12 protein-coding genes and 2 pseudogenes are annotated in these 12,196 nt (G+C 42.4%); all 14 read right to left on the bottom strand.

From position 1 onward, the window contains the following. Nucleotides 1-114: 114 nt before the first annotated feature. The gene (locus LKD46_RS02440) at nucleotides 115-717 is read right to left on the bottom strand and encodes a Type 1 glutamine amidotransferase-like domain-containing protein (protein ID WP_021651673.1); all 603 of its coding nucleotides are present in this window, start codon (nucleotides 715-717) and stop codon (nucleotides 115-117) included. Nucleotides 718-921: 204 nt separating this feature from the next. Then, nucleotides 922-1,956, bottom strand: a pseudogene (locus LKD46_RS02435) (phage tail tape measure protein); the annotation flags it as partial. Between the two features lie 147 nt (nucleotides 1,957-2,103). Continuing rightward, nucleotides 2,104-2,484: a DUF4825 domain-containing protein gene (locus LKD46_RS02430; protein WP_110102981.1), complete on the bottom strand. Its 381-nt coding sequence runs from the start codon at nucleotides 2,482-2,484 to the stop codon at nucleotides 2,104-2,106. A 21-nt stretch (nucleotides 2,485-2,505) separates the two neighbouring features. After that, nucleotides 2,506-2,697 (bottom strand): DUF6019 family protein, encoded by a 192-nt coding sequence (locus LKD46_RS02425; protein WP_110102982.1) that lies wholly within the window; start codon nucleotides 2,695-2,697, stop codon nucleotides 2,506-2,508. A 63-nt stretch (nucleotides 2,698-2,760) separates the two neighbouring features. Next, the gene (locus LKD46_RS02420; RefSeq protein WP_110102983.1) at nucleotides 2,761-3,108 is read right to left on the bottom strand and encodes a DUF2116 family Zn-ribbon domain-containing protein; all 348 of its coding nucleotides are present in this window, start codon (nucleotides 3,106-3,108) and stop codon (nucleotides 2,761-2,763) included. 64 nt (nucleotides 3,109-3,172) lie between these two features. After that, nucleotides 3,173-3,364, bottom strand: a complete 192-nt coding sequence (locus tag LKD46_RS02415; RefSeq protein ID WP_110102984.1) for a DUF6440 family protein — start codon at nucleotides 3,362-3,364, stop codon at nucleotides 3,173-3,175. 210 nt (nucleotides 3,365-3,574) lie between these two features. Further along, a pseudogene (locus LKD46_RS16705) lies at nucleotides 3,575-3,706 on the bottom strand (SymE family type I addiction module toxin); the annotation flags it as partial. Nucleotides 3,707-4,376: 670 nt separating this feature from the next. Next, nucleotides 4,377-4,739, bottom strand: coding sequence for an AEC family transporter (locus LKD46_RS02405; RefSeq protein WP_110102986.1), 363 nt, complete (start codon nucleotides 4,737-4,739; stop codon nucleotides 4,377-4,379). A gap of 27 nt (nucleotides 4,740-4,766) precedes the next feature. Further along, entirely contained in the window at nucleotides 4,767-5,801 is a 1,035-nt protein-coding gene (locus LKD46_RS02400) for an alcohol dehydrogenase (RefSeq protein WP_227573755.1), read from the bottom strand. A gap of 84 nt (nucleotides 5,802-5,885) precedes the next feature. Further along, entirely contained in the window at nucleotides 5,886-7,034 is a 1,149-nt protein-coding gene (gene iadA, locus LKD46_RS02395) for a beta-aspartyl-peptidase (RefSeq protein ID WP_118513287.1), read from the bottom strand. A gap of 32 nt (nucleotides 7,035-7,066) precedes the next feature. Next, nucleotides 7,067-8,587, bottom strand: coding sequence for a putative basic amino acid antiporter YfcC (gene yfcC, locus LKD46_RS02390; RefSeq protein WP_118513288.1), 1,521 nt, complete (start codon nucleotides 8,585-8,587; stop codon nucleotides 7,067-7,069). A gap of 230 nt (nucleotides 8,588-8,817) precedes the next feature. Continuing rightward, on the bottom strand, nucleotides 8,818-10,035 hold the full coding sequence (locus LKD46_RS02385) for a carboxynorspermidine decarboxylase (RefSeq protein ID WP_227573754.1): 1,218 nt from the start codon (nucleotides 10,033-10,035) through the stop codon (nucleotides 8,818-8,820). Beyond that, nucleotides 10,035-11,294, bottom strand: a complete 1,260-nt coding sequence (locus LKD46_RS02380; protein WP_118624505.1) for a saccharopine dehydrogenase family protein — start codon at nucleotides 11,292-11,294, stop codon at nucleotides 10,035-10,037. Before LKD46_RS02380 ends, LKD46_RS02385 begins: the two co-directional genes overlap by 1 nt. 42 nt (nucleotides 11,295-11,336) lie before the next feature. After that, on the bottom strand, nucleotides 11,337-12,194 hold the full coding sequence (speB, locus tag LKD46_RS02375; protein WP_118624503.1) for an agmatinase: 858 nt from the start codon (nucleotides 12,192-12,194) through the stop codon (nucleotides 11,337-11,339). Between the last annotated feature and the right edge of the window lie 2 nt (nucleotides 12,195-12,196).

Below are 12,196 nucleotides of genomic sequence, written 5' to 3'. Positions count from 1 at the left end.
TCCTGAAATTCCGATTTTAATGTCTCTATTATACCATAATGATACTATTATAAAAAAGGAAAAAGAGCTCCTTCGAGCTCTTTTGATTCAGTTCTGTAAACTGGAATTTTCAAATTAGTCTTTGCAAATAACCTTTGAACCTTCACCGTCAATTACAATTCCCTGACGGTTGTTAATTGGGCATAGATTCAAATCCGAAAACTCAGTCATTATTTTCTCGGTAACTTTCTTAAATGGTGCTGTAAGATAATGCGGAAGAACATAGAAATCAATCAAATCAAGCCCTGCATCATCTTCTTGTGAGTAGTCCTCCGGCTTTTCATCCATCTGCTGGATATATTGGATGCTTGGAGCGCATATAATTGCGCCTGCCGACTCGCCGATCATCAATTTTCCATTTGCCAATTCCTTTTTCAGCAGCCCATCAGTTCCCGTTTTACGGAGTCGGTCCATAAGAAAAAAAGAATTTCCGCCGGTAAAATATATCACATCTGCATCTTCAAAAACAGACTGTATCGTTGAATAAGCCTCCGTTGAAATATCAATTTCAGTTACGATTGCTCCCAACTTTTTGAATAATTTTCGAGCCGAGCCGACATAACCGGTGTAGCCTTCACGCAGCGAAGCTGTTGGAATAAATGCGACTTTCTTATTTTCAATTTCTTCCTTTATCAGACTTCCTACACTTGAAAAATGCGAACATAAAAATAGTTTCATCAATATTCTCCTTTATAAATTCCGATTTGATGCTCCCATTATACCATCTCCCTACATCTCCTTCAACGTAAAACTAACCGTCCACAATCCCTTATAACTGGTATCCTTTTTCAGCTTCGCCTTATACCCCGTCACATACATCTCTGCCAGTTTCAGTTCCGCTGTCTCCACATCAAAATACTGCACACTGATCTTATCCTTCTTCGCATACCCTGACAGCTTCACATCCCCGGTCAGGTTCGTCATGATGGAACGCATGGAAGTACCGGCCTGGGAAGCCTTGATACCGGCATTGCCCATCAGACCGATTGCTTCTGCCGTATCCTCAACCGAAAATCCCAGCGCCCCCGCAACCGGCGCACAATACTTGAACGTCTCGCCCATCATGGACACATTGGTATTGGCATTACTGGAAGCAGCCGCCAACACATCCGCAAAATGTCCCGAATCCGCTGCAGTCAGCCCAAAAGCCGTCAGCGCATCCGTCACAATATCAGAAGTCGTTGCCAGGTCTTCCCCGGATGCCGCAGCCAGATACATAACACCCTCAATACCGGACAGCATATCCTCCGTCTTCCATCCGGCCATTGCCATATAGTTCATGGCATCTGCCGCCTCAGTCGCAGAGAACTTCGTTTTGGCACCCATCTCCCTGGCCTTATCCCGGAGGCTATCAAAATTCGATCCCGTTGCCCCAGACACAGCCGCCACCTTACTCATCGCAGAGTCAAAATCAGCGGCAGTTTTCACCGCCGCCGTTCCAAGCCCTGTCACCACTCCCGTCACAGGAAGCAGCTTCTGCCCAACAGAAGAAATCTTGTTTCCAACCGTCTGCAGCTTTTCACCGGTTGCCCCGATTTTCTGCAGGGCAGTCGCAGACTGGTTCGCCTGCTCTTCCAGACTCCGCAGTCTCTGTTCCGTCTCAATGATCTCCCTCTGCAGGGCATCATACTGGTCCTGGGAAATCGTTCCGTTCCGCAATGCCTCATCCGCCTGCTGCTGTGCAGTCTTCAAAGTCTCCAGCTTTTCCCTTGTTTCAGAAACCGCCTGTGCCAGCAGTCTGTGCTTCTGCGCGATCAGCTCCGTATTCCCCGGATCCAGCTTCAGAAGCTTCTCCACATCTTTCAGCTGGCTCTGCGTATTCCTAATTTCCGTATTAACCCCTTTCAGGGCAGTCTGCAATTTTGTGGTATCGCCGCCAATCTCGACAGTGATCCCCCTGATTCTGTTCCCTGCCATACGGCTCACCCCCTAAATCCCATAAAAAAAGGCACAAAAATACCCGGATCACTCCGGGCACAAAAAAAGCATCTGCCATTCCTAACAAATGCTTTCCATATCTTCTTTTATTAAATCAATAGAACTGAAAGTTGTAGAACAATCTCTCTACCGTTCATACGATGCAATGATTTCTTTGCTGTCTGCAATTCTATAATCAAGTGTTCCCAAATTACCAATCAAGTTAAATGTCATATCTGCATTAACCTGCAATTCATCTTCAATCCTGGATGCAGACGGCTCATCTTTTAGAAAAACGGTTAATCCATAAGGCTCTGTTTCAGACTGTATCTCTATACTGTCATATGAATATCCCTCCGGATACTCTTGACTACTTACAATATTTATAACATTCGAAGAATCTCCTACATAATCTGTCTTATACTGCGACAGATCAAGAATTTCGTACAGTTTTTCTTTTTTCCCGCACGTCGAAATCAACATTATTGATACCGTAACTAACATAATTGCAAGTACTTTTTTCTTCATAGAAACACCACCTGAAAATTTTTATTTATCTTCTAACTCAAATCCGAGTTCTTTCAGTTCTTTTTCGTTTCTGACATCTTCATCAGTTTTCTTTCCAGTGATGGCGCTGTAGGCTTCTTTGATACCATTTTTCACTGCCCATTTGATAACGAAATACAGTGCGATCAAAATAACAATTGCGGTTCCTCCACTTATGCCTAATTCATTCCACATAATCATTAACTCCTCCGATTTCGTGACTTTCAATTTATTTTCAACTTTGCAGGCTGGGATTTATCATTGAATAAACCACATCCATACTCCAACTACTATAAGCAATATACCTGATATTCTTCCTGCAAATTTCGACTTTTTATATCCTAGAAAATTTATTGTTTCGGGAGTTGTAAATGGCAATAAAACAACATCTATACCCATTACTATAATTCCAATTCCTATTAAGACATTATTGTTAGAAATAATGCCATAAAACATAACTAAGAAGCCCAAAATAATGCCTAATATAAAATACTTGATTTTATGGCTGTCTTTATCCACCATCTTTTCATAACAATTTTCACATTTGCTGTTACAAAACTCAAAATTGTCATTTAATTTTTTTCCACAATATTTACATTTTTTCATACTGTTTCCTCGGTAATCCTCAAAAATTCATTCAACAGCTCACGATTTTCTCAATTCTCCAAACTTAAATTTGCTTTGTAACTATGACTTTTCCTTCAGAATCCAGAAGAGGTGTAATACTGGCTCCAAGTCCGGAGTTCCAACAAAGGTAGTTAACCCCAGTCTCCTTATCTACAAGAATTTGACGAATTCCTTCATCTTTAAGCATACTTCCGTCTTTAAATATAACTTCAAATCTTTCTTCTTTCTTTGCCATGTTTACTCCTCTTTTCTCAAGCGTTAAATTTTGATAAACCCATTATACCCTTTCTGAATCATCCTGTCACCACATTTCATCAAATCAAAACCTGTCAAAATCCTCCTGTGTGGCAACCTGTCTCCATCCCTTATACTCATCGTTCCGGCTCTCCACAAACATATCGTTCACCATCCCGATAGTCAGCAGATTCACATCCGGCGTGATAATCAGCTGACCATTTTCACATTTCACCCGCACATAATCTCCAAGATGAAATCCCAGTTCTTCCAGCCATTTTCCTTTTAATGTAATTGCCGGAACTGTCTCATATTTATAACCGCTCTGTCCACAAACCTTCATATTTCTTACATTTTTCTTTGCCATAGAATTGACTCCTTTCAAATTTGACTAATAGATTTTCAGATAAAAAGAAAAAGCCGCTGACACGTTATCTTCTAACGCATCAACAGCTTCTGTCTTGCTTTGTTTCAGTGTATTATTCAGTTTTGTAAAGGTTTATTTGCTTTCAGCATTCTCCCTGATACGGTAATAATCATCCATATCAATGCCTATTTTTACCTTGGCATCTGGTTTTCGTTTGCCCAAAAGGCACACAGTCTCCACATGGGCGGTGCAAGAGAACAAATCCATATATTATGGAAAGAAAACTTTTAATTTTGAAGTGTAGTAGTCACCTGGTAGAACCCGATTAACGATTATCAGCAAGGGGTGCATACAATATATACCCGATTAACGATTGCCCCTACATTCCCGAATTTAAAGTCGTTTATTTGTAGTCTCCTGGTAGTCTCACCCCCGGCGGACGCCAAATTATGCCCCAGTTTGCCCCATTATTCCGAGGATTGCGAGTAGTCATGGAGTTCTGCCGTGGCAGATGAAAAATATTTTTATCATTGTTTTATTTCTCCTTGATTTGCCCGGAAATGCCCTGTTTTGCAATGGATTTCGGGGATTTGTGAAATGTGTGTTTTAGCTGCCATCTTGGCAAAATGGGGCAAGATTAAGCAAGTTATTGCGTGATCTTATCATTTCCAAGCAGAATACCAAACAAAGCATATCCCAGCATTCCAGCCTCATATCCTGTCAGTGTAAAGGGAAAATAGATATCCTTTTCTTTTACAAGTTTACAAAGCAGCCTTCCTGCAAAAATCCCACCTGCGGTCACTCCGAAGAAGGTAACTGGAAATATCACAGTATCTGCTTTAATACTTGCCCGATAAAAAGTATAAAACAATGAGATTAGAAGTGTAAAATTCATAACCAATGCCTGAAGTCCTTCAATTCCCTCTGGGCGGATCAGTTTTTTCTCTCTGCAGATTATCCCAATAATAAGCATTATGATCACGGGTAAAATTACTTGTGATAAACTCACTATTGTTCAGCCTCCCGTACCTGTTTCTCAGCATTCCACTGCTACTTTAATCACACCATCTCTCTTATTTTCGAACAATTCATATGCCTCTTCAATCCTGTTTAACGGATATGTATGCGTAATCAGCGGTTCCGTGTTGATCTTACCTTCTGATATCAGCTTCAGAATTTCTTCGCAATCGCAGCCATCCACTCCACCTGTTTTAAAAGTGAGATTTTTACCATACATATCTGGGAGTGGTAACATCTGCGCTTTATCGTAAAGCGCAACCACTGTCACGATTGCATTTGGTCGGGCACATTCCCACGCCAGTTTAAATGTCGATTCTGCTCCGGCAACTTCAAGGACTGCATCAGCTCCACCATGCTCACTATTAGTCTTAACAAACTCTTTACAGTCTTCCGGTGAAACAGTAAGAGTCTCCGGATAATGCTCCTTAATAAAGCGAATACGTGTTTCGTCCTTTTCACATATAATGATCTTCGCTGGATTTTTCAGCATAACACTAAGTAAAGTACATATTCCTGTTGGACCGGCTCCAATGATCAGTACAGTATCTTCCTCTGTGATTTCAGAAATACGTGCTGCCCAATAACCAGTAGCAAGAACATCTCCTACCAGTAAAGCCTGTCTGTCCGTAACACCTTCCGGGATTTTATTCAATCCCTGATCTGCAAAAGGAACCCGGACATATTCTGCCTGTCCCCCATCGATACGACAGCCAAGTGCCCAGCCACCATTCTTGTCGGTACAATTGTTTACATATCCTTTCTTACAGAAAAAACACTCTCCGCAAAAAGTTTCTACATTTACAGTCACCCGGTCTCCCGGTTTTACATGCGTCACCTTAGAACCGACTGCCTCAACAATACCTACCATCTCATGGCCAACTGTAATTCCCGGGACTGCACGCGGTACACTTCCGTGTTTAATATGCAGATCACTGGAACAGATGCTGGCCAGTGTCACCTTTACAATGGCATCTCGTTCATGCATGAGCACTGGTTTCGGTTTTTCCATTAGTTCAAATTTTCCCTTTGAAACATATGTATAAGTCAGCATTATTTTGCCCCCATCTATTAGAATATATGCTAATAAAATATCCGGTACGGAACACTTCTGTTCTTATACCGGATATTTCTGATTCTATCTTGTATACACTGTTTTACCTCTTGCTATTACCTCAACAAGCTGCAGGTCCTGATCCAGGATACAAAGATCCGCATCATAGCCCTCTTCAATCTTTCCTTTTCCATTAAGGCGAAGGATTTCTGCCGGATTGGATGTTATTGTTGAAAGTGCAATTTCCAGCGGGATATCCGCTTTAAACACACACTCTTTTACTTCCTTCAGAAGGCAGCTGGACTGTCCAACACCCATTCCAAGGAATTCGCCATCACTGCTGTACATCGGAAGGCTTCCCTGTCCATCAGAAGAAATTGTCATGCGGTCAGGATTTACTCCTGCATCTAACATCCGTTTGATACCATTACATACACGTACCTCATCACAGATAGTTTCCCAATAGTCAATATCTTCATTTCCGGTAAAATCTACTGCTCCGCCCTTCAGCGCATATTCAACTGACTTACAGAAAAGCATCTCATTTCGATTGATATGTGTTGGCAGTATTTGAGAAGTCGGTATCTCTGTCTCATCTACCACTCGTTCAATAAGATCTAAGCATCTCGGACTGTCACCAAGATGAACATTTACAATGCCAGCTTTCCCGGAAAGAACACCACCAAGTCTTGTATCCGCAACGACACGTGCAAATTCCTCAAAAGTCGGCTGTGAAGACCGATGATCAGAAATCGCGATTTCTCCAGTTCCAATGATTTCCTGAATCATCATGATATCTTTCACAATACTGTCAGTCAACGTACGAACCGGAATATGATAACTGCCTGTATAACAGTATGCAGACATTCCCTGCTCATTCAATCCTTTTGTCTTTGCAACCAATGCACATATATCACGACCGATTCCATCTGTTCCAAGGCAGCCAACAACTGTTGTTACTCCAAACTTCGTAAGTCCTTCCATAGTTGCTTCCGGAGTACGATTGGCGAATCCACCTTCGCCACCGCCTCCTAGTACATGAACATGACTATCAATGAATCCCGGAGTTAAAAGTAACCCCTCTCCATTGATCATTTCTGACTCCGCAAGAAATCCATCTGCAGATATAGAACCTGAATCTTTAATCTTAACAATCTTATCATTGATTATAAGTACGTCTTTTTTCCCCAGATGCTGTGGAGCATAAATATCAATATTCTGAATTAATTTCATCATAAATCACTCCAAATTATACAATGCATGTTTTAGAATCCAATTCCAACTGCAATAAGAACTGTAATGATTGCACCAATCATTAAGACGCCAAGGAATTTCCACATGAATTTAATCCAGTTAGACCACTCAATCTTTGCAATTGCAAGAGATCCGATCAGACATCCAGATGTAGGAACAATCAGGTTTGTAAATGCATCACCAAGCTGGAATGCAACTACAGCTGTCTGTCGTGAAACACCTAACAGGTCTGACAGTGGAGCCATAATCGGCATTGTGATCGCAGCCTGTCCTGTTCCGGATACAACAAAGAAGTTGAATACAGACTGGAACAGATACATAAGTACTGCTGCAACTGCTCCGGAAACTCCAGACAATGCATTTGAAATATTATACATAATTGTATTGATAACTGTAGGTGTTGTCGGATCAGATCCACCAAGAACCTGCATGATACCCTGTGCCATAGCAACAACAAGTGCAGCACCAATCAGATCTTTTGCTCCATCTTTGAATGATATTGCGATATCATTCAGTTTCATATCATTCAGTTTAAAGATAACTCCGATCACACCGGAAACAATTCCCATAATAAAGAACTGTGTAGCAATCTCTGGCATGTAGTATCCTTGAATCATAACGCCCCAAACTACCCATACTACTGTAGCAGCCAGTGTCAGAAGAACTAAAATGTGTCCAAGACCAAATGAATGTCCTTCGTCAATTCCTGTTTTTTCATTCTGCTCACGGAAATATGAATCAGTCTTATATGCGATTGAGATTGTCGGAGTCTTTTTGATCTTTGATGCATAGAACATAGTCATTCCACAGCCGAGTGCTGTAAATACTACCCACATTACCATACGGAATCCTGCTCCGGAGAATACGTCAATACCTGCAATACCCTGTGCGATACCTACAGAAAATGGATTCATCCAGGATGAACCAAAACCAATCTGTGTTGCAACATAAGTAACAAGAACTGCAATAACTGAATCATATCCAACTGCTACAAACAACGGACAAAGAATCATAGTAAACGGAAGCGCTTCTTCTCCCATCCCGAAAACTGCTCCACCAAGAGAAAACAGTACGAAAAGTACCGGAATCAATAGTTTTTCTGCTCCCTTTGACTTGCGGATCAATCCGATCAATCCAGATTCAATCGCACCTGTACGGATCATGATACCAAATGCACCACCTACTACCATAAGAAATGCAATAATCTCGATTGCAGAACTATTTACGATTCCGTTATACATATAGTTGAAAAATCCTGTTCCACCATCTCCACTAAAGAGTGCTACTCCTTCTGTTACTACATTTCCCGTATCATCTGTCAGATACTGGAAACTTCCGTCTTTGATTACCGTACGGGTTTTCTCAACACCATTGATCATATATGAAATATCCTGTGTTTCGTAAAATCCCTTTGGTACAAGAAATGTCATAAGTGCTGCGACAACAACTACTAAAAAGATGATAATGTAGGTATCAGGCACTTGGAACCCCTTGTTAAAAGACTTTAACCCTTTTCCTTCGTTTTTGCTCATTTTTGAATCTCCCTCCCATTTTTGATATACTATATCAGTGTACCACAAAATGCTTAAAATCCAACTAAAACTTTACATATTTTATCAAATTTATTTGTTTTATAAGAACCTGTCAAATTATCTTAACCAAATGCAGATCCACACCTTTTTGAAACATGAAATAATCCCAGTATTTCCTGTATTTATGACACCAATAGCTACATCATGTCAGATTTTCAAAAAAACTGCTCTTATTTCCTGCAGCGTCCAAGTCTGCCTTTAAAATCTTCATACCCAAAATCAGTAAGACGTTCCATGGTTTTATCGCCATGTCTCAGCCATATATCAGGCAAAGGCATTCCATTAAAGGTATTGTTTTTGCAGGTTGTATAAATGGCCATATCACCAAACATGAGGATATCTCCGTACTTCAACGGCTCTGAAAAGCTGTAATCTCCTATGATATCTCCTGACAGGCAGGTTGGTCCTCCGAGTCGGATTGTGACTGCATTTTCTCCCGGTTCATCTGCTCCAAGAAGAGGAGGACGATAAGGCATTTCCAGAACATCCGGCATATGACAGGCAGCACTTCCATCCAAAATCGCAAGCCGGGTATCACCATTTTGCAGCACATCCAGAACAGTTGTCAAAAAGAATCCTGCATTTAAGGCCCATGCCTCTCCAGGCTCCAGATAAACATCTACCTTCCATTCTTCCTTTGCGGCCCTAATGCACTTCTCAAGCCGTGCAATATCATAGCCTGGTCTTGTAATATGATGTCCTCCTCCCAGGTTCAGCCATTTCATCTTAGAAATCAGATCTCCGAATTTCGTCTTTACTGCTGTAAGAGTAGTTTCCAGATCAGAAGAGTCCTGCTCACAAAGGGTGTGAAAATGAATACCATCCAATAATCTGATCAGCTCCGGATGCTTTCTCACCGCAGTTTCCCACTGCGCCCTTGTGGTACCCATTCGGCTGCCTGGAGCACAAGGATCATAAATAGCATGTCCCTCCTGGGTAGAGCATTCCGGATTGATCCGAAGCCCTGCACTTTTCCCGGCCTCCTTCACTCTTTTCCCAAAACGAAGAAGCTGAGAAGGTGAGTTAAACACTATATGATCTGCAAAGCTAAGCAGCTCCTCAAATTCATCCTCACGATATCCGGCGCAAAATACATGTACCTCTTTCCCAGGCATCTCCTGGGCACCAAGCCTGGCTTCGTACAGTCCGCTTGCTTCTGTTCCTGTCAGATAAGGTTCCAAAAGATGATAGCAGTCATAATTACTGAAAGCCTTCTGTGCCAGCAGCATTTTGCAGCCAGTTCTTTTGGCAATATTTCCCATTAATTCTGCATTTTTTATAAGCGCCGCTTCGTCGAGAACATAACAAGGTGTTTTGATCTTCCGCAACTCCGGCGGAATAACTCCGCCGGACGCTGCAAAGGGTGGTCTTGTATCTATTCTTTCCATTAATCCACCAGCTCCGGATCATGATTTTCGCTGCGTGGAAGTCCATATTTGTCAAGTGCTTCCAGGAACGGATCCGGATCAAATTCTTCTACTGTGTACACTCCCGGGCGGATCCATTTTCCGGTAAGCATCATTAATGCTCCGCACATAGCCGGAACGCCTGTCGTATAGCTGATCGCCTGACTTCCAACCTCTTTATAACATTCCTGGTGATCACAAACATTATAAATATAATAGGTTTTCTCTTTTCCATCCTTTACTCCGGTGAAAATGCAGCCAATATTAGTTTTTCCCTTAGTACGTGGACCCAGGCTGGCCGGATCCGGGAGAAGAGCCTTCAAAAACTGGATAGGAACGATTTCCTGTCCGTTATAGTTGATCGGAGTAGTAGAAAGCATTCCCACATCCTCCAGACAGCGCATGTGATCCAGATAGCTCTGTCCGAAGGTCATAAAGAAACGGATTCTCTTTACTCCCGGAATTGTCTGGGCAAGGGACTCAATCTCCTCGTGATGCAGAAGATACATATCTTTATCGCCGACCTGATCAAAATCATATTCCCTCTTGATTGCCATCGGAGGAATTTCCACCCAGTGTCCATTCTCCCAGTAGCTTCCGGGCGCACTTACCTCACGAAGATTGATTTCCGGATTAAAGTTGGTTGCAAATGCATATCCGTGGTCTCCTCCATTGCAGTCCAGAATATCAATGGTATCGATCTGGTCAAACTCATGCTTTAATGCATATGCACAATATGCCTGGGTAACACCCGGATCAAAGCCGCAGCCAAGAAGTGCTGTAAGTCCTGCCTCTTCAAATTTCTTCCGGTATGCCCACTGCCAGGAATAATCAAAATATGCGGAAAATCCCTCTTCCTTACAGCGTTTTTCGTAAATAGCACGCCATTTGGGATCATCCGTATCCTCCGGCTCATAGTTTGCCGTATCCATATAGTTTACACCACATGCCAGACATGCATCCATGATGGTCAGATCTTGGTACGGAAGCGCAATGTTCATTACCAGATCCGGTTTGTAACTATTGATCAGCTGGATCAGCTGGTTTACATCATCTGCATCCACCTTTGCGGTGGTAATAACTGTTTTTGTTTTTCCTTCCAGTTTCCGGGCAAGTGCATCACATTTTTCTTTTGTCCTGCTTGCTATACACAGTTCTGTAAATACAGTATCTGCCTGACAACACTTCTGAATTGCTACACTGGCTACTCCACCGCAGCCGATTACAAGTACTCTGCTCATGTTTTTTGTCTCCTTTTTTATACTCAATTCTCGTAACTGTTTTTATTTTGCCAACGCCAGCAGCAGTTCCCTGACCACCTTACATGCTGTAGCTGTGGAAACACCGCTTGGATCCAGCATAGGTGCCAGCTCATTGACATCTGCTCCCACAATATTTAATTCTGATACCTTCCGGATAGCATCGAGCAATTCAAGGAAGCTTACGCCTCCTGCCTCCGGTGTACCGGTTCCCGGAAATACAGATGGATCCAGACAGTCCAGATCAATGGTAAAATATACCGGAACCTGCTTCCTGGCCAATTCCTGTACGGTTTCTTCCAGGCATTCAAAGGTAAAGGGATGAAAATCTGTATGCTCTTTTGCAAACCGGAATTCTTCTCTTTCCCCGCTTCGGATACAAAACTGATGTATCCGTCCATCTCCCAGAATATCATAGCATCTGCGGATAACACACGCATGACTTAAATGGGCACCAAGATAATCGTCTCTTAAATCTGCATGCGCATCAAAATGAATAATATGAAGTTCCGGATATCTCCCGGCGACAGCTCTCACAGCAGCCAGTGTCACCAAATGCTCTCCCCCCAGGAGCAGCGGCATTTTTCCCTCCTTCAGGATTTCCTCTGCACGATCCTGTATGTCAGCAAGCGCCTTTTCACTGCTGCCGAAGCAAAGCTCCAGATCTCCACTGTCAAATACCTGGATATCCATAAGGTCACGATCCTGATAAGGGCTGTAGGTTTCCAGTCCAAAGCTTTCATGACGAATGGCAGAAGGACCGAACCTGGCTCCCGGACGAAAGCTTGTGGTCGAATCAAAGGGAGCTCCGTAAAGAACAATTTCTGCTTCCTCAAAACTGCTGTCACAACCGATAAAATTTTCAATATTTGGTAAGATCATAA

It is taken from the genome of Blautia fusiformis (assembly GCF_020686995.1).
Lineage (GTDB): Bacteria > Bacillota > Clostridia > Lachnospirales > Lachnospiraceae > Blautia_A > Blautia_A fusiformis.
This window is presented reverse-complemented; position numbering and strand designations above follow the sequence as displayed.